23 protein-coding genes and 1 pseudogene are annotated in these 25,334 nt (G+C 43.3%); 14 read left to right on the forward strand and 10 right to left on the reverse strand.

Annotated features, from left to right (window positions below):
• Positions 1 to 98: 98 nt before the first annotated feature.
• The 8 genes from QMA13_RS08690 (at position 99) to QMA13_RS08725 (ending at position 10,865) form a co-directional block, all read left to right on the forward strand.
• A complete protein-coding gene (locus QMA13_RS08690) occupies positions 99 to 1,061 on the forward strand; it encodes a carbohydrate ABC transporter permease (protein WP_282940919.1) in 963 nt (320 codons plus the stop codon).
• Positions 1,061 to 1,903, forward strand: a complete 843-nt coding sequence (locus tag QMA13_RS08695; RefSeq protein ID WP_282940920.1) for a carbohydrate ABC transporter permease — start codon at positions 1,061 to 1,063, stop codon at positions 1,901 to 1,903. The genes QMA13_RS08690 and QMA13_RS08695 overlap by 1 nt, the downstream gene beginning before the upstream one ends.
• 67 nt (positions 1,904 to 1,970) lie before the next feature.
• Positions 1,971 to 3,770, forward strand: coding sequence for a cache domain-containing sensor histidine kinase (locus QMA13_RS08700; RefSeq protein ID WP_282940922.1), 1,800 nt, complete (start codon positions 1,971 to 1,973; stop codon positions 3,768 to 3,770).
• Positions 3,748 to 5,349: a response regulator transcription factor gene (locus tag QMA13_RS08705; protein ID WP_282940924.1), complete on the forward strand. Its 1,602-nt coding sequence runs from the start codon at positions 3,748 to 3,750 to the stop codon at positions 5,347 to 5,349. The genes QMA13_RS08700 and QMA13_RS08705 overlap by 23 nt, the downstream gene beginning before the upstream one ends.
• Positions 5,350 to 5,464: 115 nt before the next feature.
• A complete protein-coding gene (locus QMA13_RS08710; RefSeq protein ID WP_282940926.1) occupies positions 5,465 to 6,772 on the forward strand; it encodes an ABC transporter substrate-binding protein in 1,308 nt (435 codons plus the stop codon).
• Between the two features lie 494 nt (positions 6,773 to 7,266).
• A complete protein-coding gene (locus QMA13_RS08715; RefSeq protein ID WP_282940927.1) occupies positions 7,267 to 8,853 on the forward strand; it encodes a multicopper oxidase family protein in 1,587 nt (528 codons plus the stop codon).
• A 31-nt stretch (positions 8,854 to 8,884) separates the two neighbouring features.
• On the forward strand, positions 8,885 to 9,040 hold the full coding sequence (locus QMA13_RS08720) for a tyrosine-type recombinase/integrase (RefSeq protein WP_282943346.1): 156 nt from the start codon (positions 8,885 to 8,887) through the stop codon (positions 9,038 to 9,040).
• A 253-nt stretch (positions 9,041 to 9,293) separates the two neighbouring features.
• Complete coding sequence (locus tag QMA13_RS08725) at positions 9,294 to 10,865, forward strand: copper amine oxidase N-terminal domain-containing protein (RefSeq protein ID WP_282940928.1); 1,572 nt, start codon at positions 9,294 to 9,296, stop codon at positions 10,863 to 10,865.
• 237 nt (positions 10,866 to 11,102) lie between these two features.
• Here the strand turns inward: QMA13_RS08725 and QMA13_RS08730 are convergent, their stop codons facing one another.
• The 4 genes and pseudogenes from QMA13_RS08730 to QMA13_RS08745 form a co-directional block, all read right to left on the reverse strand.
• Positions 11,103 to 11,864, reverse strand: a complete 762-nt coding sequence (locus QMA13_RS08730) for an SDR family oxidoreductase (protein ID WP_282940929.1) — start codon at positions 11,862 to 11,864, stop codon at positions 11,103 to 11,105.
• Positions 11,864 to 12,070, reverse strand: a complete 207-nt coding sequence (locus QMA13_RS08735; protein ID WP_282940931.1) for a hypothetical protein — start codon at positions 12,068 to 12,070, stop codon at positions 11,864 to 11,866. Before QMA13_RS08735 ends, QMA13_RS08730 begins: the two co-directional genes overlap by 1 nt.
• 54 nt (positions 12,071 to 12,124) lie before the next feature.
• Positions 12,125 to 12,276: pseudogene (locus QMA13_RS36565) on the reverse strand (MerR family DNA-binding transcriptional regulator); the annotation flags it as partial.
• A 121-nt stretch (positions 12,277 to 12,397) separates the two neighbouring features.
• Complete coding sequence (locus tag QMA13_RS08745; RefSeq protein ID WP_282940935.1) at positions 12,398 to 13,276, reverse strand: DMT family transporter; 879 nt, start codon at positions 13,274 to 13,276, stop codon at positions 12,398 to 12,400.
• Between the two features lie 196 nt (positions 13,277 to 13,472).
• On the opposite strand from QMA13_RS08745, the gene QMA13_RS08750 reads away from it, so the two are divergent.
• The 3 genes from QMA13_RS08750 (at position 13,473) to QMA13_RS08760 (ending at position 17,498) form a co-directional block, all read left to right on the forward strand.
• Complete coding sequence (locus QMA13_RS08750; protein WP_282940937.1) at positions 13,473 to 14,846, forward strand: aminotransferase-like domain-containing protein; 1,374 nt, start codon at positions 13,473 to 13,475, stop codon at positions 14,844 to 14,846.
• Between the two features lie 295 nt (positions 14,847 to 15,141).
• Positions 15,142 to 16,620: an Lsa family ABC-F type ribosomal protection protein gene (locus QMA13_RS08755; protein WP_282940938.1), complete on the forward strand. Its 1,479-nt coding sequence runs from the start codon at positions 15,142 to 15,144 to the stop codon at positions 16,618 to 16,620.
• A 206-nt stretch (positions 16,621 to 16,826) separates the two neighbouring features.
• Complete coding sequence (locus QMA13_RS08760; RefSeq protein ID WP_282940939.1) at positions 16,827 to 17,498, forward strand: CatB-related O-acetyltransferase; 672 nt, start codon at positions 16,827 to 16,829, stop codon at positions 17,496 to 17,498.
• Between the two features lie 83 nt (positions 17,499 to 17,581).
• On the opposite strand, the gene QMA13_RS08765 is transcribed toward QMA13_RS08760, so the two are convergent.
• Positions 17,582 to 18,433, reverse strand: coding sequence for an aldo/keto reductase (locus tag QMA13_RS08765; RefSeq protein WP_282940941.1), 852 nt, complete (start codon positions 18,431 to 18,433; stop codon positions 17,582 to 17,584).
• Between the two features lie 431 nt (positions 18,434 to 18,864).
• On the opposite strand from QMA13_RS08765, the gene QMA13_RS08770 reads away from it, so the two are divergent.
• Positions 18,865 to 19,548, forward strand: coding sequence for a hypothetical protein (locus QMA13_RS08770; protein WP_282940943.1), 684 nt, complete (start codon positions 18,865 to 18,867; stop codon positions 19,546 to 19,548).
• 164 nt (positions 19,549 to 19,712) lie between these two features.
• Here QMA13_RS08770 and QMA13_RS08775 read toward each other — a convergent pair whose 3' ends face one another.
• Positions 19,713 to 20,033 (reverse strand): DUF2087 domain-containing protein, encoded by a 321-nt coding sequence (locus QMA13_RS08775; RefSeq protein ID WP_282940945.1) that lies wholly within the window; start codon positions 20,031 to 20,033, stop codon positions 19,713 to 19,715.
• Positions 20,034 to 20,250: 217 nt separating this feature from the next.
• Here QMA13_RS08775 and QMA13_RS08780 point away from each other — a divergent pair, with 217 nt between their 5' ends.
• Positions 20,251 to 21,456: an MFS transporter gene (locus tag QMA13_RS08780; RefSeq protein ID WP_282940947.1), complete on the forward strand. Its 1,206-nt coding sequence runs from the start codon at positions 20,251 to 20,253 to the stop codon at positions 21,454 to 21,456.
• Between the two features lie 119 nt (positions 21,457 to 21,575).
• Here the strand turns inward: QMA13_RS08780 and QMA13_RS08785 are convergent, their stop codons facing one another.
• The 4 genes from QMA13_RS08785 to QMA13_RS08800 all read right to left on the reverse strand — a co-directional run bounded on the left by QMA13_RS08785 (position 21,576) and on the right by QMA13_RS08800 (position 24,235).
• Positions 21,576 to 22,541, reverse strand: coding sequence for a hypothetical protein (locus tag QMA13_RS08785; RefSeq protein ID WP_282940949.1), 966 nt, complete (start codon positions 22,539 to 22,541; stop codon positions 21,576 to 21,578).
• 295 nt (positions 22,542 to 22,836) lie between these two features.
• Entirely contained in the window at positions 22,837 to 23,133 is a 297-nt protein-coding gene (locus QMA13_RS08790) for a polysaccharide lyase family 7 protein (RefSeq protein ID WP_282940951.1), read from the reverse strand.
• Between the two features lie 102 nt (positions 23,134 to 23,235).
• Positions 23,236 to 23,535, reverse strand: a complete 300-nt coding sequence (locus QMA13_RS08795; protein ID WP_282940952.1) for a hypothetical protein — start codon at positions 23,533 to 23,535, stop codon at positions 23,236 to 23,238.
• Positions 23,536 to 23,581: 46 nt separating this feature from the next.
• Complete coding sequence (locus QMA13_RS08800) at positions 23,582 to 24,235, reverse strand: phosphatase PAP2 family protein (RefSeq protein WP_282940953.1); 654 nt, start codon at positions 24,233 to 24,235, stop codon at positions 23,582 to 23,584.
• A 158-nt stretch (positions 24,236 to 24,393) separates the two neighbouring features.
• Between QMA13_RS08800 and QMA13_RS08805 the strand changes: the two genes are divergently transcribed.
• Positions 24,394 to 25,272: a DMT family transporter gene (locus QMA13_RS08805; RefSeq protein ID WP_282940954.1), complete on the forward strand. Its 879-nt coding sequence runs from the start codon at positions 24,394 to 24,396 to the stop codon at positions 25,270 to 25,272.
• Positions 25,273 to 25,334: the final 62 nt, after the last annotated feature.

Consider the following 25,334-nt stretch of genomic DNA (forward strand, 5'->3'; position numbering starts at 1 on the left):
AAAGAAGTGTTCATTCCTCTCATTTTAGGGAATAGCCTGCTCTTTTATACTGAGTAGTAAGGTATTGCTTTATTCATTTGCATAAAGGGTGGGCTGCTATGAGTACTCAAATGACGACACGTTCTTCCGGGAAGCATATTCCCAGTAAGCGGAAATCCATTTTCCAGCTCAAAGGCAAATGGGAATCACCGCTGGCAGGATATTTATTCATTTCCCCGTGGCTGCTGGGCTTCCTGCTGCTTACCTTGTGGCCGATGGTTCAATCCGTATACTACTCCTTCACCAAATTCACGCTTCTGGATGTTCCGGAATGGGTAGGTGTAAGAAATTATGAGCGCATATTTGCCGATGACGATACGTTCCGTGTATCGCTCAAGGTGACGCTGATGTTCGTAGTGCTGTCTGTACCTATTAAGCTGTTCACTGCGCTTATGGTAGCTATTCTCCTTAACAAGAAGATCAAAGGAATATCGATATACAGAACATTTATTTATTTGCCCTCGCTAATCGGCAGCAGTATTGCTGTAGCCGTCTTATGGAAAAATATTTGGGGCATCGACGGATTTATCAATAAGCTGTTAAACGTGTTTGGAATAAAAGGAATCAGTTGGATCAGCACTCCGGGTACGGCATTGTGGACATTAATCTTGCTTGTGGTATGGCAGTTCGGTTCCTCGATGGTTATTTTCCTTGCGGGCTTAAAGCAAGTGCCTGTGGAATTATATGAGGCTTCCTCGGTTGACGGTGCTTCGAAGGTGAGGCAATTTTTCCGGATTACGCTGCCCATGCTGTCTCCCGTGCTGCTGTTCAACCTGGTACTGCAGACAATCGGATCGTTTCAGATGTTCACTCAGGCTTTTATCATTACTAAAGGCGGCCCAGTGAACTCCACATATATGTATGCGCTGTATTTATATGATCGGGCATTTGCGAGATATGATATGGGATATGCTTCTGCGCTGGCGTGGATCTTGCTAGTCATTATCGCTATTGCTACAGCACTCATCTTTGCTTCATCCAAATACTGGGTATTCTACGAGACGGAAGCGGGGAAAAAATAATGAACAGCACACGTCGATCTCTCCAATCCCATATCCTGTTAATTGTGTTCAGTCTGATCATGGTTTATCCCATTCTATGGTGGGTAGGGGCTGCATTCAAATCCAATGCGGAAATGAGCTCGCCTTCCTTATTTCCAAAGGAATGGTTATGGAGCAACTTTACAGAAGGCTGGACGGCGATACCTAAATTCACCTTCACACAGTTTTATGTGAATACATTTGAATTAATTATCGGAGTGCTAATTACCTCTGTATTGTCGTGCAGCTTGGTTGCATTCGGCTTTGCACGTCTTGACTTTCCGCTTAAAAACTTCTGGTTCAGCATCCTTATGGTAACTTTAATGCTCCCTACTCAGGTGACTCTTGTTCCTCAGTACATCATGTTCAATGCGTGGGGTTGGGTAAACTCGTACTTGCCGTTCTATGTACCGCACGCTCTAGCGGGAGGTATTGGTGGTCCGTTCTTTATATTCCTGCTCGTCCAGTTCATTCGTGCACTCCCCAAAGATCTTGACGAGTCGGCCAAAATGGATGGCTGCAGCTGGTTCGGAATTTATTGGCGCATTATTATGCCGCTCACCAAGCCGGCTCTTGTGACGGTAATGATTTATTGCTTCCTATGGAATTGGGATGATTTCTTCGGTCATCTGCTCTATATTAATTCGTTGGATAAATATACGGTGGGCCTTGCGCTGAAGTTGTTCGTGGACAGCCAATCTGCACTGCCTTGGGGGCAACTGCTCGCCATGTCTCTAGTATCTATTATTCCTTCGATTATTCTTTTTTTCCTAGCCCAAAAGCACTTTGTGGAAGGCATTGCGTCCGGTGCGGTGAAAGGGTAAAATAAGTCTACCAAATCATTCATAGGACGAAAAAAGCTGCGGTTATCGGCAGCTTTTTTGCTTACGCATGGGGATGTTTTATTTCAGCCATGAGGAGAGGAACGCGCTGAAAATATTCAAAAAAGTACGAATAGATCGTTTGTTTTTTAGCAGCTTTGCCGTATTTATTACTGCTTTGCTGCTTGTTTTTACTTGGATCAGCTATAGTATCACGTCTCGAGAACTGGCGGATAACACGTCATTCTATCAACAGGATCTGTTGGGAGAGCTGAACAAGCAGATTGATATTCAACTGAGATCGATTGAGCAAATGTCACTTGCCGCTTCACGTAATATTGATACGATTGGCTTTGATCCTTTGGAGAAGGATTTATTCGAGAGGCAGAGGCGCAAAAAGGATTTGCTTAATATGCTGGCCAACATCACTTACAGTACGACGATGGTGCAGTCGATTTATTTATATACGGACACACCGGAGCTGACGGATTCTCAAGCCCCTGTCCGGTTTCTCGATATCCGCGAGGTCAAGGACGAGAGCTGGTATCCTGAGATCCAGAATAATGATTTTACGTGGATTGCCGATCATACGCTGCAGACGAACACAGGACCCCAGCACTTCATCGGTTTTGCACGAAAAGTGTATAACAACTCCGGCAAATATTACGGCTTGCTTGTCCTTAACGTCAAGTCGTCGGCCATTGAGCAGCTGGTTCGTGGGGAGACGGAAGGTCGTAACAGGATATTGCTTGACGCAGGAGGCAAGACGATCTCGTCGATCGGCAATCCTGTTCTGAATGAATCGGAGCTGAATAAGATCAGGGCTGAGAACAACAGATCAGGCAGCATGCACCTGCCAGCCTCTGAGGGGAGAGAGGATGCGCTGCTCGTATGGAACAAAACCCGTTCCGATTGGATGCTTGTTGAAGCAACGCCGTGGAGAAGCATTGTGAACGGAAGTGTCCGGTTGGCTTTTATCTTAATAACGGTCGGGTTATCGGCTATTTTTATCGCGTCCTTCTTTACTTTATTTTTATCACGCCAGTTCACGAAGCCGATCCGTCTTCTGTTAGGCATTATGGGAAGAGTTCCTGCAAGCACAGGAATTCCGAATCTTCCTACGGATTATACGAATGAATTCGGGAATTTGTTCAACGGCTACAGGCGGCAGATGGAACGGATTGAGGAGCTGCTTGAATCATTAAAAGCGCAGCATAAGCGGCAGAGGGAGGCGGAAATTCATGCGCTGCAGGCGATGATTAATCCGCATTTTCTGTACAATACGCTGGATCAATTGAACTGGCTCGCGATTGAATCCGGACAGGAGAAAATAAGCGAAATATTGTCCCTGATGGGTAAAATGTTCCGTATCGGCCTGTCCAACGGTGAAACGATGATTCCTGTTGCCGATGAAATCATGCATATTGATTGTTATTTGCAAATCCAGAAAGTTCGATGGGGCGACCGTTTATCCTATACCATCGAAGTCGACGAGGAGATCAAGTCCTTGCTCATCCCCCGGCTGACATTACAGCCTTTTATAGAAAATGCCATTATTCATGGCTTTCATGGAAAGCGTTCCGGCCATATTGCCGTTCATGCCGAAATGCGCGAGAAGGAAGTTGAGTTCCGGATAGACGATAATGGAGTGGGCTTGCGGAGCGATTGGAATGCGCGGAAGAAAAGGAAAACAGGCGGCTATGGGATACGAAACGTGAAGGATCGAATCGATGCTTTTTGGGGAGCGCCTTATGGGGTCGAGCTGCAAAATAGAGATGGAGAAGGAACAAGGGTAACGATTGTTCTGCCTAAAATGACTAACAATCCGGAAGCGGAGGCGAGACACGATGTGGAGAGTCCTCATTATTGATGATGATTTTCAAGTGCTGGAAGGGATGCGCAAATCGATTCCGTGGGAAGAGCTGGATGCGGAATGGGTGGGAGAGGCAATGGACGGCGAGGAGGGCTTGTCCATTATTAGGGATACTCAGCCCGACATTGTCATTACGGATATTTATATGCCGGTCATGAACGGCTTGGAAATGATTGAGCAGCTGCGAAATGAGCAGTTTCCCGGGGAAATTCTTATCTTAAGCGGCTATTCCGATTTTCAGTACGCCCGCCAAGCGTTAAGACTGCAGGTTACCGACTATTTATCCAAGCCGATTACCGTCGCAGAGCTAAGGTCGGTTATGGAGAGAGTTATCAAAGAGCTTGAAGCCAAAGAGTGGAAGAAAATGGAGCAGGAAGAAGTGCGCCGAAGGCTCATGCTCTATGAGCCGTTTGTGCAGAAGGAATGGCTCAAATCAGTCGCTACGGGCACTTTCGACCGCAAGATAGCCGACGAAAGCCTGACTCTCTCGGATAAAGCTTACTGGGCTCTAAGAAACCATCAGGTCATGGGAATGGAGCTGATGAGTACTCTTCGGCTATCGAATTTATCGCTCACGGACTGGAATTTGTTCCGCTTCGCGGTGGCGAACATTATTAGAGAGCTGCTCGTTGAGGATTGGCCGGAGGCTGAATATGTCGAGCTCCATAGCCATCATGCCGCCGTCGTGTATCACATCAAGCCAGAAATGTCCAAGGAAGTAGTGCTTCACAAGCTGCATCTCATTGGTGAACGGATCACGGAATGCGTTCGCGAATATCTCAAGCTGGAAATTCGGATAGGTTTCGGGACGATGAAAACGAATTGGAAGGAAATATCCAATTCTACCGAGGAAGCCTTCCTGGACCTGCTGCAGCAGTCGATTGCATCAGAGCAGCCTATAGATGCCGTGTCAAACGGCAAAGAGATCGGGATTCGTCCGGTCAAGTTTTATCAGGAGCTGGCCGAAGCCATCGTATACTCCAAGGAGGAGACGACGGATCAGATTATTGAAGGCTATGTGCATCAGCTGAAGGAAATGCCGAGCCTGAGCTCCGCCTACGTCCAGTATTTGTGCAAGGAGTTGTGGACGATATTCGCGTATTCCTTGTACAATACGGGCATCGTGCTGGATGAATTGTTTCAAGGCAGTCCAGTGACACAAGAAATAGCGAGAATCGGAACGGCTGAAGAGCTGGAGTTGTGGTTGAAGAGCAAGATCAAAATTATCGTATCCAGCCGCGGTTGGTCGGAAAACTCTCGGCATAAGGATGCCGTCGATTTTATGATCCATTATGCTCACATCCACTATGCCGAGGAAATCAATTTGGAGGACTTGTCCAAGCAGCTTTATTTGTCCCGGAACTATTTGAATCAAATATTTAAAAAGGCGACCGGGGAGACGTTCACTAACTATTTAATTCGGGTACGGATGGAGAAGGCCAAGGCGCTGCTGATTGAGGGGAAATCGATGATCTATGAGATATCGGAGAAGGTGGGCTATAAAAACGTCCCTTATTTCAGCTCGATCTTCAAAAAATATTACGGAATGAGCCCGAGCGAGCTCGGCAAAAAATAGATGTGATGAAAAGTGATATAAATGTGTTCATTACTCTTATTTTTCTAACTTCCTGTCATTTATATAATGATACTTGTGAGAGATAACTGCTTAAGATGGGAAGGGGACATGGTATATGAAAAAGCAGATGCAATCTTGGGGTTTATTGTCATTGGCAGCATTGGTTGCGGTGAGTGTCGCGGGCTGTGGAGCGACTACGGACAGCAAACCGAGCGGCGGTACAGGAGCAGCTCCTGCAAGCACGGATAGCAAGCCGATCAAGCTGCGCATTGTTTGGTGGGGTTCGCAGGCTCGACATGATGCTACGTTAAAAGCGCTGGACGCCTATACAAAAAAACATCCCAACATCACATTTGAGCCGGAGTTTTCCGGATTTGACGGTTATGCGGATAAATTGGCAACACAGGCTGCTGCCAAGAACGCCCCTGATATTATTCAAATGGACCCTGCCTGGCTGGCCGAATATGCGGCGAGAAATCAGTTAGCCGATCTTTCCAAAGGAATTGAGACCGGGGATGTCGATAAATCATTGGTAGACTCGGGCAAATATAAAGATAAATTGTATGCGGTTCCACTCGGCAACAATGCGACTGGCATGGTATTTAACAAAAATACGGTCGATAAGCTGGGCATCAAGCCGCCTGCTAACGGCTGGACATGGGATCAATATTTCCAATTCGGCAAGGATGCCAAGGCGAAGCTTGATAAAGATAAATATGTGCTGATGGACTACACCTCCGACTACACGATGTATTCGGCTTATCAGATCAGCCAAGGCAAAGGGTATCCGATTACGGTAGACGGGAAATTCAACATTGATAAAGAAACCTATTTGTCTTACGTCAATAAGTATACGGAGCTGAGAAAAGAAGGAGTAGTACCTCCAGCTGAAATTGCAAGTACGGATAAAGAATCCGATGCGAAGCTGGACTTGATGAACAATGACACGGTGCTGATGAAGCGCAGCTTTGCTGCCTTATTCCCAGGCTATGACGGTGTGAAGCCGGGTGCTTACACGTTAGTGACGCAGCCCAAAGGACCACAGTCCAGCGGTTGGCTGAAGCCTTCGATGTTCTGGTCTATCAGTGCAGATTCCAAAAATGTAGAAGAGTCCAAAAAATTCATCGATTGGTTCATCAACGATAAGGAAGCTGCGGATATTCTAACTACGACAAGAGGAGTGCCTGTATCCAAAAAGATTTTGGATTATTTGACTCCCAAATTAACCCCTTCAGACAAATTGCAAATCGACCTTATCAAGAGCGTATCGCCTGATGCACAGCCGTTCAATCCAGGTGCTAAAGGTTGGAGCAGCTATACGGCCAAAGATTTCAAGGATATCGGCGAGAAGATCATGTTCGGCAAGGCAACACCGGAGGCTGCATATGATGAGCTGGTGAAGAAAGCGAAGGATTATCAATAACATAAGCGGAGTCCTGATTGCTGATATTAGCAGAAAGGGCTTCGCTTTTTTGCTGTTTGTAATGCTCTACTCCTAATTTTACATAGGAAGGTAAATCCATAAACTCTTTGTCCCAAGTGCTGTCTTATTCTAACCAAAAACAAGAAGATAATCATAGATATTATCCAAGATATTGAAATAATTACCATGAGGACAAAAAAAGCAACTGGTACAGTTACAAAAGGTGGTACATATAAAAAGGGATGCATCAAAAAACACCTCCTAGTAGTTAAATATACCGTATCTAGGTAATTCAAAATGGTTATATGAGAAAAATAACTAGTTCAATCTACCCCGACCTCAGCGGACAAGACTAGGGTTGATCGGGAGGAGCGGCATATTGTCTTGTCTTACTCACCGAATAGATTAAGAAAAAATCCACAAATAAGCATAATGGGACATTTTTCTTTCATATGCTTTTTTAAGGTATTATCCGTAAGGAGGTCTCCACTCATATGCCCCCAAAAGCAAAACTTCAAAAATTCGTCGATAAACTGCCGATTCCCAAAACCATTTCCCCGACCAAGCGAGACAAGAAAGGCTCGTATTATGAAGTGACCATGAGGGAATTTACCCAAAAGCTACATCGCGATTTAGGGCCTACCCGCTTGTGGGGTTACAACGGATTGTACCCGGGCCCGACTTTTGACGTGATGAAGGATGAAACGGCATATGTCAAATGGATGAATGATCTGCCCAACAAGCATTTTCTTCCCATTGATACGACCATTCATGGTGCAGAAAAAACATTTCCACAGGTTAGAACTGTGGTTCATTTACACGGAGGAAAGCAGCTTGACCATAGTGATGGTTACCCTGAAGCTTGGTTTACGAGAAATTTTGAACAAACAGGACCTGCGTTTAAAAGAAAAGTATCTGAGTACCCAAACCTTGAGGCCACTACGTTATTTTATCATGACCATACAATGGGGATTACGAGATTAAACAATTATGCGGGACTTGGAGGTTTTTATATTATTCGTGATCGGCATGAACAATCCCTGAACCTACCGACGGGAACATATGAAATCCCTCTTATGATTCAGGATCGTTCATTTAACCCAGATGGTTCGCTCTTTTACCCCGATACACCGGATAAAAAGAATCCTCGTCTTCCTTATCCCTCGATTGTCACACCTTTTGACGCAGATTATATTTTGGTAAATGGCAAAGTATCCCCTTATCTCGAAGTAGAACCGAGAAAATACAGATTTCGCATATTAAATTACTGTAATAGTCGAGCAATTACACTCAAACTGGACTCTGGACAGCCATTTTATCAAATTGGAATCGATCGAGGATTATTAGAGAAACCAGTGAAAATGAAAGAGATCCTCCTTTTAACGACTGAGCGTGCGGATGTTATCGTCGATTTTTCTCGATCCTATGGTAAGACGATCATTCTTAAAAATGCCTTCAAGGGTGCCTCCCCAGAAACAACTGATGTGATGGAATTTAGAGTAACCACTCCGATAAAAGGCAAAGATACCAGTTCCCTACCGGATCAATTAACGAAAATTAATTTTCTTTCTAGAGAGATGGCAATAAGGACAAGAGATCTCACACTCGTCAGGGTGGAGGATGAATATGGAAGATCGTTGAATTTACTTGACGGTAAAATGTGGAATGATCGTATATCTGAGAAAATGGACTTAGGAACTGTTGAAATATGGCGGCTAATCAATCTTTCAGCTGATGACCACCCCATTCATCTACATGTTGTTGACATGCAAATCCTAGAGCGCCAGCCTTTTGACGTTGCTCATTTCCAAACTACAGGAAAAGTTATATTTACAGGGCCTGCAGCTCCTCCAGAACCTAACGAAAGAGGATTTAAAGATACGATTCGTGCTCCCGCTGGTTACGTTACCTCTTTTATCGGTAGTTTCGATCCTTTCACCGGACTTTTTGTATGGCATTGTCACATGCTCGAACATGAAGATTACGAGATGATGCGACCATTTGAAATTCTGAAGAAAAAAAATAGACTTAAAAATATATTAATGAGAATAATTTACCCTTCTCGGTATACAAAAAATTAACTGTTTATTAAGCTAACGAGATGTACTGGTAATCGAGGGAGATTGCCAGTCCCTGAGGGGAAGGGCTTTTCTAGAGTTTCTCTACCGTACCGGCTGCCGGGTTGGAGAGGCGGAGAAATTAAACATCGAAGACCTGAACTGGGAGAAGTGTTCCGTAATTGTAAATGGCAAGGGTTCAAAACAGTGAGAGGTTGACTTTATACTCATCATTGCTCTTCTTGGCTTGATGTGAGATTAACGGATTAATGACAATGTTCAGATACTGGTTCAGCAAGGCTCAGAAGATGATGTTAGGAGAACGGAGACGGTGGACAGCGCCTTGCTCATCGAACGGGGAGGGCTTTTGTTTGGAACTCTATGAATCTCATAAACTACTTGCTAGAAGCAATATCTTCCATTTATAGTAAGAGAGATCATAGATGAAAAGGGGGATAACATTGATGTATGGTTGGAACAAGAGGGGAATAGTAGCGTTGTTGATCGCGCTGCTCGTGCTGGCAGGCTGTCAGCCGGTCGACGGATTAGACCCGGTGAAGTTGTTTGAGCAGGAAGCGGAGCTTGCTTCTTATGAAGGGTCAACATCGCTGAAGTTTGAATTTGATATCGACTCTGATAAGTTTAGCACAACGGATGAGCTCGGGATTCGCTATCCGAGGCCCTATTTGGAAGCCTACGAGCTGCTGAACGGTCTGGAGCTTCACATTAACGAGTTTAAGGCTAATAAGAAGTCAGGAGTCGTTTCTGGTAAAGGCTTGCTGACCAAGGCAAAGCTTCAAATCCCTTTCGAATATTCGGTGGAAGGGGATAAGGTGGTAGTTCAAGTGGAGGGTGCCCGACATCCAATTACACTGAAGCTTGGAGCGCTGTCCGATGAGCTGCCCTATCGCTCGAATGAATGGCTGCAACTGGGCAGGGCTTCGACGGCGTTGTCCGATGCGGGCAGCGAGCGGGAACGTGATTTGACGAAGAAGGGGCTCCAACTGCTGGTCCGCAACCTGCCGAATACAGATACCTTGTCTATACAGCGCAACCAGGTGGTCGACGTTCATGGCAATCAAGCGACAGGGACAACCTTGGCTTTCAATGTGACGAGTGCTCAGATGCCGGAGCTGCTGAAGAAATACTTACGCTCGTTAACATTGGATGACAAAGGGCTGCGGGAGATGGCGGACAGCTTGTTCGAATACCTCAAGAATGAGGAATGGGTCGGGGGCAGGTACCAGGAATGGTTTACCGATAAAGAAGTGTCAGTCGAAGGCATTTACGGAGTGGAGAAGTTTCTGCTCGCAACGCTGTCTTCTATCGTAACAACAAAGCAGCAAGAGATTCATTTTTCTCCGAATACGCAAGTTCATTTCGATTTGTTCGTCGACCCGCAGCAATTTGTAAGAAAAACCAGCTTGAACATTCAATTCAAAGATGAGATCGGCGGGCTTAAAGGCGGTAAAATGCAGTTCCAGATGGAGCGTTGGAATATGAATGGCTCGGTTCAGCCTGTGCCGCTAGCTTCAAAGGATGCAGTAGATATTGCGCAGCTCGATACTCCGGAAGCGGTCATGGAGCAGGTGGATGAAAGCTCCGCTTTGTATACGTTTTTGAAGCGTGATTTGAAAGTGACGCGCAAGCAATTCGACCTGTGGTTGATGACTAAGACCGAGTTCGATGATATGGTAACAGCAATGGAAGATTCCGATTATTTCCCGAGCTACGGCTTTACCTCTGGCGATGTAACTTATGGACAGGTGCGTGAAATAAGTGAGCAGCTTGGCTATCAATCGGAATGGGACAGCGCGAGCAATAGCGTCGTGGTCAAAACAGGCAAGAAGGAAATCCGCTTTACGCAGGATAGTTCGACGGCTCTTGTCAACAACCAACAGGTCGAGATGGGGCATGAGGCACAGCTTATCCATGGTGCCTATTTTGTACCGGTTCGTTTCCTTGTCGAGCAATTGGGTGGAGAAATTCGCTGGAATCCGGATATGCCTTACATGCTGACAGTGATCAAAAATTAATCGGTTGCCAAACGGCTTCGAAAAGATAAACAGCGGCTTGAGGAGCGAGAAATGCACTATCTGAGGTATGTAGAATTGGACATTGCTGATACATATCTGAAAATAAGTTATTCGAGAGCAAGAATGGACTTCTTCAACTAACGGAAAAAACTACAGGTTAAAGACTTCAATAAAGAAAACTCGCCAACATGATGGCGAGTTTTTGCATTTTTATATGCACCTTTTTCGTAAGGGTAGTTATTCAATAGTGTTTTTCGTGGCCTTATACATATTTTCCGCGTATTTGTCGATATCATCTCGTGACATGCGTAAACGATTCACAGAAGTGCCATATCCAATTTCCTTGTCACCCTCTTCTAATCCTCTGAAAATGCCATCTGCGAAAGCATCTAATGGTTCTCCCTGAATATGCAACCCTGCTCCGCCTAAATCCGTATTCACTGCCGGAGGAGCAACTTCAACGACTTCTACAGATGTTTCAGAGAGTTGGTATCTTAGACTCATTGTAAAGGAATGAAGCGCCGCTTTGGTTGCTGAATAAATCGGAGCAATCGCAAATGGTGTAAAAGCTAACCCCGATGTCACGTTAATGATAGTCGCCTCTTCTTTTGTCGCAAAAAATGGAGCGAACAGCATAGAGAGATGAAAAGGTGCTTCTATGTTGGTTGTGATTTCTTTATTGAAATAACTCCAATTGTTCTTCGCATCTGCTTTTAATACATTAAAGCGTTGTTGGATTCCTGCATTATTAACTAACACATTCACATCGGGATAGTTCGCTGTTACCCAATCAAACAATGCTGCGCGCTCGGATTCAATATCCAAATCACTTACACGAGTAATAAGGCTAGGGAATTTTTCTTTCGCATTTTGAAGTACATTTTCACGTCGTCCAATAATAATGACTTGATTCCCAGCTTTGATAAAGCGCTCTGCAAAAGCTAATCCTATTCCAGAACTTCCGCCCGTAATAAGTATTGTATTTCCTGAAAGTTTCATTATAGTTCCTCTTCTCCATAATTTTTATTATCTTGTCTTTCCTCTTTTCTTTCCTGAATACGTTTGATATAACGTGTAATTTTTACGTCTATTCCTTTTAAAGCTTCTGTCATCAACGAAATTTCAGATAGCACAGCCTGCTTGTGATTCTTCATCATTTCAAGTCGGAGTGGGACGGTGCTATCTCCTTCTACTATCCAATCCATATATTGCTTGATGCTACTTATTGGCATGTGCGTGTTTTTTAAACAAATAACCGTTTCAAGGAGCGCAATTTGATCTTCTGAAAATAACCGTCTGCCAGCTTCGTCACGCTCAATTAGTGGTAGTAGTCCTTTTTTTCATAGTAACGTAACGTTGATTCTGGAATATTGAATTTGGCTGAAGCTTCGCTAATTGAACAATACTTCATCTGGAGGCCTCCGAATCTCAATTTTCATGTCGACAGGATTATGATACGACTTAAACCATGGTTTAAGTCAATAAAAAATATTTATAGTCTGTCGATGGAATGAAAAAACTTGAATCCACGATTATGATGAAGCCGCTGGAACTGCAAATCGCCGTGCGATCGCCACACACAGTATGACACCAATATTTACAATAAAGATAGGCCAACAAATGGACTCGTGCAGAACAAGAGCTGAAAGTAACAGGCCAAAGAAAGGCTGGAGGAGTTGTAACTGCCCGACCGCTGCTATACCTCCCTGGGCAAGGCCACGATACCAGAACACAAAGCCGATGAGCATGCTGAACAGGGAGACGTAAGCAAGGCTCAAGAGTGCCGAGCCACTGATACTAGCCCACGAAACTGGCATGTAATATAACGAGAGCAGTGACATAACGGGAAGAGACATAACGAGCGCCCAAGAGATTACTTGCCAGCCCCCTAGCCTCCGTGAGAGTCGTGCCCCTTCTGCATAACCGTAACCGCACACTATAATAGAAGCTAGCATTAACCCTTCACCTATTGGCGAAGATGCAGCCCCTTGTGTTAGGGCGAATCCTGCTACAAGAGAGCTGCCTAGAGCTGATAAGATCCAAAAGGTTGGCCGCGGGCGTTCACTCCCCCGTAGAACGCCGAAGATCGCAGTAGAAAGCGGCAGAAGCCCTATGTAGATAATTGCGTGGGCAGATGTGACATACTGAAGCGCCAAGGCTGTCAGCAGCGGGAATCCGACTACCACGCAGAATGCTATTAATAATAGCGGCACGATGTCGCTCCGGACAGGCCGTTGTTGCTTGAAGATGAGGAGCAGCACTCCTGCTAAAACCCCAGCAATTGCGGCACGGCATACGGTGAGAAACAATGGATCCAAATCCATCACAGCCATTCGTGTTGCTGGTAGCGAGCCACTGAAGATGAGCACGCCTAGAAAACCATTGATCCAGCCTCTTGTTGTTGTGTTCAATACAATCACCTCAAATGTGTCTTTTATACAAAAATGGACGACACATGGAGATAACAAATGTGCGGAGAAATTTATAAATACACTTTTGTATGTTGTGTTGTATTATAATAGGTACAAAATTTTATGTATATCGACCTTTTCTCTATCTGTAAGGGTACAGAAATAGAAGGCCTACTTCTAGTTGGAGGCGTATTGTATGACAAATAAAAAGGAATCAATTAAGCAAATCATTCGCTCAGACATAGTCAATGGTCTCATTAAGCCTAGTCAAAAGCTACCTTCCATCCGAAAGCAGAGCCAAAAATTTAATTGCAGCCTCAACACAATTATTAGTGTTTATCTGGAACTCGAAAATGAATATCTGATTTATTCACGCCCGAAGAGTGGTTATTTTGTCGTAGCCAAAGAAGCGCTCCATCCCTTGCTGCAAGCAAAACGGATCGATTTTGCATCAGCAGCCCCCGATCCCGCATCCATACCACAAATCGACTTTCGCCAATGCTTGAATAAAGCAATGGAATTATTTGAGGCTTCCATTTTCACATATCCCGATCCACAGGGGTTGCTTTCCCTTCGCCAGGAGATCGTGAAGCTTTTTCATCAGCAACAAGTCTTCGCTTCGGCACAGCAAGTTTTTATATTTTCAGGAGCTCAGCAAGCTCTTCATCTTCTAGCCGGGATGCCTTTTCCAAACGGAAAAACTAACATTCTGGTCGAGCAACCAACCTATTGGGGAATGCTTGCTGCGCTTAAGACGCAAAAACAAACCGTAATCGGTATCGAAAGAACTCCAAACGGGATTGACTGGATAGCTTTGGAGCGTCATTTTCAAAGTAATATGATAAAGTTTTTTTATACGATCCCGCGCTTCCATAATCCGCTAGGCACTTCTTACACGCCGGAAGACAAACAGCGACTAGCAGAACTTGCCAAAGCTTATGACGTTTACATGGTTGAGGATGATTATCTTGCTGATCTGGAAATAAACAGGAAAGCAGATCCTATTCGCGCTTATAATGGATCCAGTCATGTCATTTATCTCAGAAGCTTTTCCAAGGTAATGCTTCCCGGATTAAGACTTGCCGCGGCAGCAGTACCAGATTCATTGATTCCTTTACTCCAATTGCATAAACATACGGCGGATCTTAGCACCTCCGTGCTTTCTCAAGGTGTCCTGGAGATTTATATGAAGTCTGGTATGTATGCTCATCATGCGAAGCAAATGAAATCCTTGTACAATCACCGAATGAAACATCTAAGGGAAATTTCACAGCGATTATTGCCCAAAGAATGCCTATATACAATCCAATCTAGCGGTGGGCTCTTCTCTGCAATACGCATTCCGGAATCCCATACCGAAAATTTGGTCAAGCGATTGGAGAATCGTGGAGTTGATGTACTGTCAACTGGTCAGCAATTCCTTTCCTCTTTCCCCAAGCTTAACTTGCTGCGTCTTAGCATCATTCGGGCCAATGAGCATGATATTGAAGAGGGTATCCGCATCGTTGCCGAAGAATTAGAGCGTGTCCAACATACAAGGAGTTCCCCTAAGCCATTCTTTCGATTATGAGTAGAAAATACAAATAGAAACCCATTTATTGAAAATTAATACTCAGAATGATATAATTCTCATAAATTAATGACTGGAGTTGAAAGAATAATGTAGTATTTCTTGCTAACGATAAAACAGTAAAGCGATATTTTTCGCGTGTTTTATTTTGTATGCAAGAAAGTTACATTATCTTCACTCAAACAATATATCCTTATTTAACTCCATACCGGGGTTGATTAACTGTATTTATTTGAGCTACAAGAATGTAACTTTCTTGTAGCTTTTATTTTTTTCCATACAGGAGGATCATTTTATGTCATTAATAAATGTTACAAACCTGACGTTTGCCTATGAAGGAAGTTACGATAACATTTTTGAAAATGTAAATTTCCAAATCGATTCCGATTGGAAATTGGGATTTACAGGAAGGAACGGTAGAGGTAAGACAACATTTCTCAATTTGTTGCTTGGTAAATATGAATACAGTGGAAATATTTCTGCCCATGTGGGTTTTGAATATTTCCCTTTCCCTGTAGACAATAAAGAAAAAAATACGCTTGATGTCATCAACGACATATTTCCAGACTATGTTCACTGGCAATTAGTGCGTGAGCTTTCATTATTAAAGGTTTCTGAGGATGTTTTATATCGGCCATTTGATTCATTGTCTAACGGAGAGCAAACGAAAGTTTTACTGGCTACTTTATTTATTAAAGAAAATAGTTTCCTGTTAATTGATGAACCAACCAATCATCTTGACATACATGCAAGAAAACTGGTCAGTGATTATCTCAAGTCTAAAAGCGGATTTATATTGGTGTCTCACGACAGATCTTTTCTTGATAACTGTGTAGATCACGTACTTTCAATTAATAAGACCAACATCGAAATACAAAAAGGTAATTTTTCAAGTTGGTGGGAAAATAAATTGAGGCAAGATCACTTTGAGCTTGCAGAGAACGAAAAACTTAGAAAAGACATTAAACGTTTGTCAGATTCCGCTAAAAGGACGGGCAACTGGTCACACGAAGTGGAAAAAACAAAAAACGGAACAAGAAATTCCGGTTCTAAGGTAGATAAAGGATATATTGGCCACAAAGCTGCTAAAATGATGAAACGTTCTAAAGCTATTGAACAAAGACAGCAATCGGCTATTAATGAAAAGTCTAAACTCCTAAAAAATATCGAAAGCTCAGACAACTTAGAGATTTCACAGCTTGATTTTCATAAAAATCAACTTGCTGAACTTGATCAGATTTCCATTTATTACGGTGAGAAAATCATTTGTGAAGATGTAACTTTTACGATAGAGCATGGTGAGCGAATTGCTCTTTCCGGTAAAAACGGTTCAGGAAAATCAAGTATCATCAAACTGATTTGTGGTGAGGATATTAACTATACAGGTACCTTCGGGAAGGACAGCCAGTTGAAAATATCCTATGTCTCACAGGATACATCCCATCTTCAAGGTAATTTATCAGACTATGCTGCAAACAGTGGGTTGGATGAAAGCCTTTTTAAATCGATATTAATAAAACTTGATGTTTCCAGAAGTCAATTTGAGAAGGATATTTCATCGTTTAGTGCAGGACAAAAGAAAAAGGTATTGATTGCTAAAAGTCTTAGTGAGATTGCTCATTTGCATATTTGGGATGAGCCGCTTAATTTTATTGATATTATTTCTCGCATGCAAATTGAAGAGTTGCTGCTAGAATACTCACCAACCATTCTTTTTGTCGAGCATGATAGGGAATTCTGTGAACATGTTGCAACAAAGATCATTGAGCTCTGATGTTGCTTCTAACATGAAAGCTGCCATACATTGGCGGCTTGTCCTTTTTTGAGCATTTGACGAATAAATGATTCGTTTGTTACAATGTCCCCATCAAATTGGATAAGGATGAGGGCGATGGTTCGTCGTTTGAAACGGTTTAAGAATGTTGCTATTGCATTAAGCTTCTAAGTGAAAATTATATTACTTAGAAGCGAGGGAAAAGAATGAAACAACATCGGTTTAACCACTGGTCTGAAATTAAGTATCTTAAGGATATTGTCACCAACCCCATGATTGAGGTAGGGGATTACTCCTACTACTCTGGTTATTACGATAATCATGATTTTGAAGATGGATGCGTTAGATACCTTTGGGGAGATGAAAAATCAAAAAAGTTATTTGACCCCATCAAAGACTATGGTTGGCATTTAGATAAATTGATTATAGGAAATTACGTATGCATTGCAAGTGGTGTCATTATATTAATGGGTGGAAACCACAATCATCATCCTGAATGGATTACTGTGTATCCGTTTGTGGAGCAGATTGAAACCTCTTACGAACCAAAAGGGGATACAATCATCGAAAGTGATGCCTGGATTGGTATGAACGCAATGATTATGCCCGGTGTGAAAATAGGTGAAGGCGCCATTGTTGCGGCAGGATCGGTTGTTGCAAAAGATGTCCCACCCTATACGATAGTAGGCGGCAATCCTGCTAAAGAGATAAAGAAACGCTTTTCAGACAAAGAAATCGAAATGTTAAAGGAGATGCGTTGGTTCGATTGGGAACGTGAGCAAATTGAACGAGCCAGTCACATCTTATCAAGTTCTTCTATTAATCAATTATATGACTTTTATCAGAGGGAAATAAGACTATTGGATCACCTCATTTAATAATAACGAGTCGAATGAAAGGAGCAGATTGCTTAAGTGCATCTGCTCCTTATTTTTAACATCAAATGGTTAAATAGCGATTGTTAGATATCAAGTTTACGGTTACTGATCCATTTCACCATTTCAGGATCTTGATGTGAAAAGAAAAGGCTCTGTTTCGTATCTAACGTAGTGATCGAATTCATATCCTCTTGGCTTAATTCAAAGTCAAAGATATTGAAGTTTTCGATAATTCTTTCTTTACGAACAGACTTTGGAATCACAACGACTTCTCTTTGGGTTAACCAACGTAAAACCACCTGAGCAACGGATTTCTTATACTTTTCAGCTATGGATACCAATACCTCATTCTGGAATAAGTTATTTTTTCCTTCAGCAAAAGGGGCCCAGGACTCAATCTGAACTTTGTTCTCTTTCATGAATTTTGCACTTTCGATTTGCTGATTGAAAGGGTGCGTTTCAACCTGGTTTACGGCAGGAACTACTTCATTATGAATAATCAAATCGACGAGACGATCCATCTGGAAGTTACTTACACCAATTGCACGGACCTTTCCTTCACGATACAATTCCTCCATAGCTCGCCAAGAGCCATACACATCGCCAAAGGGCTGATGAATTAAATACAAATCCAAATACTCCAATTGCAATCTTTCCAGTGATTTTTCAAATGCTCTTTTTGTGCTCTCGTAACCAGTATCCTGAACCCAAAGCTTCGTAGTGATAAATAATTCCTTTCTTGCCACGCCGCTCCGTTTGATCGCTCTGCCAACGGCTTCTTCATTTAGATAAGAGGCAGCGGTATCAATCAGCCGATATCCTGCCATAATAGAGTCATAAACGCTTTGTTCACATTCATTTGCATCTGTAATCTGATAAACACCAAAACCGAGTAAAGGCATTTCAACACCATTGTTCAAAATTGCTTTTTGCATATATAAGATCCTCCAGTATTTCAATAATATGTGTAGCGGCACGAGTTAGTATATATTGTATTGATCCCCCCTTTCACATCCTTATTATGCACCAGATGACAGAGCGACCGTTATCCCATTCGTGCCAAATGTTTGCCTAATCCTCTCACTACCACTTATGTATCAGACTAATATGCATTACAATCAAATTATTAAAAATGACGGAACGAGGGATTTTCCGCCTAGACAAGATATAAAGCGCCTAAGAGTATGAACGATAAATTAACCTCGCATCTCGCTGTGGGATTCGACAAAGCCAAAGAAACATATGTGGCATGCTACGAAATTTTGAGGCATCGTGGGGTCAAAACGGCATCTTTCATTTTCGAATAACAATGGACAGGGAGCAGAACAGATGGAAAGCAACCTGGAAAATAAAGGAGGTAGTCATTTTGAAATCGCAAGTAGACGTTGCTGTATTAAATAATATAATTTGGTGTGGAATTGTATGTGATACACACGAAATTGCTCAAACGTCAAAAGGACATGTATGGGGTTTGCTGTCTAAAGCGCCAATTTTTTACCCCGATATCATTACGTTAAACAGAAATGTCACTATTGAAGATGTAAAGGACTTCATAGGAACCAGAGAAATTACTAGTATAAAAGACAGTTACGCAAATCTTGACATGTCATCTTTTGGATTCAAGATACTATTGGAGGCTGAATGGATCTATCATGCGCCTGTTACTGATGTAGAACTTATTCATACCTCGTGGCGTGTGATAACAACGGAAAAAGATTTGTTACAATGGACGTTCGCCAATGGCACGGAAAATGTGATTAAATCAAATCTATTACAACAAAAAAATGTAAAAATGTTTATACGCGAGCACAATGGTGAAATATCCGGATTTATTGCTAACTTGGGTGCCAACGCAGTCGGAATATCCAATGTCTTTTCAGCAGATAATGCGATAGAAAGCCTGTGGATAGATATTACAAAAATAGTTTCGACTGAATTTCCTGGGTTACCGATGGTAGGATATGAACAAAGCTATGATCTCACAGCAGCCCTCTTATCTGGATGGACATCGGTTGGACCACTCCGTGTATGGATTAAAGAGAAGCATTGATTAGAGCACAGCCGTGCAGATCCTGTAAAGTCTAAAATCGCTATTAATCAGGTTGCCAAGCTTGTTTAGTCAGCCATTTTTGCTGCATCCCCCAAAATCTGCACGCTTTACCACAGCTTTAAAAACTGCGGAACAATGCTTCACATAAGAAACCGAATTTGCTCCTAATTGAGAGTTTTCCAATCTCGCCAATCTCTAGGTTCATTCACTTCGTATATATCGTTACTTCGGTTTACAAATTTGTGAATAAAAAGTTCCCTACGTATTGTAGCGTAGTCTTCATTCAGTGGCTTAATGAATTCATTTATTTCTTTTTCTGTGTACTTTTTTTGGGCATCAAGCAGGTTTACAAGATGCTCGAGTACTATTAACCTTTTTTTCAATTGTGACGGAAGATGCTTTATGCTACCTTGCTCGGTGAAAAAATTTCGAAGCACAGATTTCCTCAGCTTTTCGTTTTTGGATAGTGTAATTTGTTCCGTCATAATGCCCTCCTTATAATTAGATTATAATCTAATTAGATAATAGTCTAATTATATTTTAGTGTCAATAAATCTACCTGTACTGTAGTGAAATGCTTTCAAGAACGTTTTATTACTTACCTCCGGGTTACTAAATGCAGTTAACGACACTTATTGTAATTCTACCCAATTATTTAATATGATGTAGGATATATCATTAACATAGGGCGGAGTGATCACTTTGGCTAACGATAAGGCAAATTATCGAATCCCGCTTTTTTGCGCCGTGACCCTGCTATTCTGGTTTTCCATGTATACGTGCGTTCCGATTTTGGCCTCGTATGTGGAATATCTAGGCGCTTCCCACCAAATGGCAGGCTTTATTGTTGGCATGTACGGGCTTAGCCAGATGCTGTTGCGGATTCCCGTAGGTGTGCTTTCCGACCGCTATCACAAGCGCAAATTGTTTATCGTGTTCGGCCTGCTGTTCTCCGTATTGGCCGGACTAGGCATTTTGATCACGCAGGAGATCACCTGGATTCTGATCCTGAGGGCGCTTGCGGGCGCGGCGGCAGCCACCTGGGTCGATTTCACTATTTTGTTCGTAAGCTACTACAAGAAAGAAGAAACTACCCAAGCGCTGGGAACACTGTCCTTTTACAATTCGTTAGGACAGATGCTCGGCATTCTTCTCGGCGGATGGTTCGCGGACCGGTTTGGGTGGGAGTCCTCGTTTCTCATCGGTGCGGCGGTAGGGGCGGTAGGGCTCATTGGCGCATTGTATCTGGTTGAAAAGGTGGATAAGCACGCACAAAAAATTACGTTCGAGGGTGTTCTAGAGGTTGCAAAGGACCGGACCCTACTTACCGTTTCATTCTTATCCATTCTTTTTCAGGTGCTGACCTTCGCCACTGTGTTCGGCTTCACGCCAGTGTTCGCCCAGTCGCTAGGAGCCACTAAGCTGGATATGGGGTTGCTGACCTTCTGTTCCACGTTCCCTACCGCGTTAGCCGCCTGGTTCGGGGGAAGGCATCTGGCGCAAAAACTGGGAGAGAGGAACACAATCATTGTCGGTTTTATCATCAGCGGGGTTTTTACTGTGGCCATCCCTTTCACTCCGTCGCTCTGGGTGCTTATGCTGACGCAAGCTTTGGCCGGATTCGGAAGAGGCTTTACTTCTCCTGTGCTGATGTCCTTGAGCATTAAGCATATGGATACCGGAAAACGGGCGACGGCGATGGGCTTCTATCAGGCGATTTACGGCTTCGGGATGTTCGGAGGCCCCTTATTCATGGGAGTTGCTGGAGATTGGCTATCCTTGGAGGATGGCTTCCTGATGGTCGGCGTTCTCGGCTGCGTCACTTCCGTACTGGCTTACCTACTGTTGAGCAGGGTGGGGGCCGGAACGTCTGCACCTCACCGCACGCCTGGTACACTGACGAAATGATCAAAGAGCGTAACTACAGGAGCAGTCCCGACCTGTAGTTACGCTTTTTTTTACCTTGCTTATCGATTGTTTGATAGATGTGGAAATCATTGCCCCATCAGCGAGAGGCTATTTATTATTCAGGAGGCGCTGTAATTGTTGAAATAGTGCACTCCGTCGTGAGCGGTATCACCCGGTTCTGTTCGTCGATTGGTGTTGAACCAGAGTTTATCCCCGTTGGCGATTCCAACGCCCTCTATCTCAAAAAGGTCAGGGTATGCAGAGGACGTAATGCGGAATGACAGATTAGCATCTGCATTTATTGTACCCGAGGCAGCAGATATATTACGATAAACAAGTACAATGCTGATGTTTTTATATGTCAGGGGAACATATAGGGTATCGTTATAATAACCGAAACCTTGGAATGCATAAGAGGTGATGTTAGGTACGGTACTTCCGTTGACCAGTGCATCTTCAATATTTAGGGAAAATCCATTAGTTACATTAATTGTACCGCTGTTGGCGGCCAACGGCAGTGAACCCTTGTATAAGGTTCGTCCGGATTTGAAGAGAAAGTATAGGTTGTTAGCGTCTTTGCTTGTAATTTTCACACCCGACATTGACTTGTCTACACCCTCGTATTTGATTGTATAGCTACCCACTTTGTAATACGTCGTTCCTACATATTTCAGTTTAACGAGACTCATATTGCCGGCGTTCATGGTGACGACGAACATATAATAATCTCCGTCGATTGTGCTGAGCACCACATCGTTGGCATGGCCGAGGTAGGTAGCGTAGGTTGTTCCATTATCCCCGTTGGTCATAAGCGTAGTCGTTCCGTCGCTCATTTTGGTACGGTAAATGACTGCCTTAGTATTGTCACTGTTAATTTTTACAGAGTAGACATAGGTAGATCCCACGGCAAATCCCTGTGCTGCGTAAGAATCATTTGCATTGTTGAGCGTTGCGACGTCGGAGTAGGTGTTGTAATATGCTGCGCTGGCTGTGAGGGGCATCAACATCGCTATGCAGAGGAGAAAGACCACAAATAGGGTAAAATGTTTCATCGTTCCCATACCTCTTGTAAACATACTCTTCATACACTATACCTCCATAACATTATTTTGTAACAATATATATTAACCTGAATCCGTGATCATTCAATAAATTCAGACCTAAAAGTCATCATAGGGTCTTGTCATTTTGTATAACTTGGATCACTCGGATAACTTCTCAAGAAAATCACTGTGCGAATTCGGCTTAGAAATACCTGGGTTCTTAAACAAGTTGGAGTAGGATTGCTCCTGCGGCTATTTGAGGTAATCGAGGAGCATTAACAACCAAAACCCCACGTTTTCACGTGAGGTTTTGGTTGTTATGTGTTCATTATATAGTTTACTTGTGTACTACGCTGACGGAATAAAGCTCAACAATGGTATAGAGTGTAGTGCTCACTGAACCAGATGTTGCAGTTTGATCGTAATTGCCTGTCTTGAAGTAGAATGTTTTTCCGGAAAAGCTTGGTTGTTTTGAAAATACCTGCGAGCCATTGATTTTAACGGTCGCTACGCCACCTGAAAGAGACATCTCATAAGTGAATTTTTTACCCAGAGCAGCTTTAGTACTTAAATCTGTGTAGGTACCGGCTCCTTTTGCTTCTTCATATAATAATACAAAGGGGATTATTCCCATTACAAATGGCAGTGGATAGAGGAAGAGTTATCGGTGAATAAAACGCGGCAGCTCAGGCTGTTTTTGGCCGAAGGCTGCCGCTGTAGATTTGAGGATTTGGACTCATATTCCAAAACGGCGGATGTGTTCCCAGAGCTGTTCTTGAACCAATATGTCCTTTTGCTTGCTCCCAATTAAATCATAGTGGGGATATTCGGCACGATGATGAATATAATCCGGATTGAGCCCGTTCTTTATGCACCAATCCCGCAAAAGCGACAAATTAGAGCAGCCAACTTTCGTCACTGTCTTGATTCCGGGGAAGCGGGGCTCGTACCAATAATGGGTTAAAAATGCGATGTGGCCTTGAGCCACTTGTTTCTTCCATTCGTTTAATTCGTGTCGTGCAATACCAAAAGCCATGGCTTATCCACCTCGCTGGCAAGATGTTCATTTGTATGTTGGGTATCTAACGGGTTCGTTTGCCGGAGCGTTCTTGAATCCGTTGAAACAACCAGATAAAAAGGGTAAGGAGCGATCCGCTAGCCAAATAGCCTCCTATAACGTCGCTAGGATAGTGTACGCCCAAATAGATTCGGCTTATCCCTATCATTCCGATCATGACAACGCTGCAGAACAGTAATAGGACCCTCCCCCATCTAGTAGGAATATGCCGCCAGATGAGAAAGGAGAGCGCGCCGTAGAGAGTGAATGCAGCCATGGAGTGACCGCTCGGAAAGCTGTAACCTGTCGCTTCCGCGATACGATGGATCGTAGGGCGTGCTCGATGAAACATCAGCTTCAGTAGTTCGTTTAGCAGCCAGGAGCTTAGCAGGATGCCAAGGAAAAAGAATAATTCTCTGCGATGTCCCAGCACTTTGTATAAAAAAACAGAGATGACGATGGTTAGAATGGCCGCCGGAGTTCCGGCTCCGATGAAGCTGAACGTTTTCATGATGGATGTATGAACCGGTGATTCGAGTCCTTGAATGAACGATATGATGGTTCGGTCAAATGCCGAGATGCTTTGCTCGCTTATGAGCATAGCAACCAAGCCGAACCCCACAGCGCATAACAGACAGATGAGAAGGGCGCGCGCCAGCAGCCATTGGAGTAGTCTCAAGATTAATGCCTCCTGCTAAGGGTCAATTGTTCTTCTATTATGCATGACTAGCAAGTTTTTAGCCAATCTCTGCCTCTTTTTTGTTGTTAGTGTATTCATTTTATGTGAAAATAATTGGTAATCATACATAATCTGGTTATTTGAGGGGGTGGCTTCATTTGAGAATTGTTCCGGTTGTGCTTCTTATCGCATCTACATTTTTAATGGGTTCCTCATTTGTCATCGGAAAAATGGGTCTAACTTATTTCTCACCTTTGTTTTTAACTTCCATTCGCTTTATGCTGGGTGGCTTCTTATTGTTTCTGCTTGTCATATTAAAGATGAGACAATGGCCTTCTCGGGAGATGCTATGGAAATCGGTGGTGATTGGAGCATTCCAAACAGCTGGGGTGATGGCGTGCATTTTCATTTCCATGCAGTTTATAAGCGCAGGAGAGAGCTCGATTCTTACCTTTACGAATCCGCTGTTGGTCCTTATATTTTCCAGCCTCTTGTTAAAGGAACGGTATATGCCTCGGCAGTGGCTTGGCGTATTTATCGGGCTGATCGGCGTTGTCATAGTGCTAAGTGGAGAGTACCACTATAATGCTGGAACATGGATCGGATTTGGCTCGGCTGTTTTCTGGGCTTGTGCCACTCTACTTGTAAAGCGATGGGCCGTGGGTCTGAATATGTGGATGCTATCGGCGCTGCAAATGTCATTCGGTGGGCTGATTTTATTGATTCTATCCGTGAGCTTCGAATCGATAACGGCGGTTTGGAGTTGGGAGAGCTTCGGTATCGTTATATGGCTGGCTATCCCGGGTTCCTTGATTCAATTCAGCCTATGGTATAGTTTGCTTTCAAAAATGGAGCCATGGAAGGCCTCCTCTTATTTATTTTTGGCGCCAGTTTTTGGTGTTCTTACGGGAGCTCTGTGGTTGCACGAGCCATTGGGGGGAAACAAGCTCGTAGGAGGTCTTTGTGTGTTTACAGGGATATTTTTGAGCAACTATAAGGATTTTCAAAGCAACAAAGAGATAAACAAAGCCGCTTAATACGATGGCTGCATTCCTTGCAGAGATTGAAAGTCACAACGAATAAGGTTGTGATTTTTTTT

The sequence above is a fragment of the Paenibacillus sp. RC67 genome (assembly GCF_030020805.1).
In the GTDB taxonomy this organism is placed as follows: domain Bacteria; phylum Bacillota; class Bacilli; order Paenibacillales; family NBRC-103111; genus Paenibacillus_S.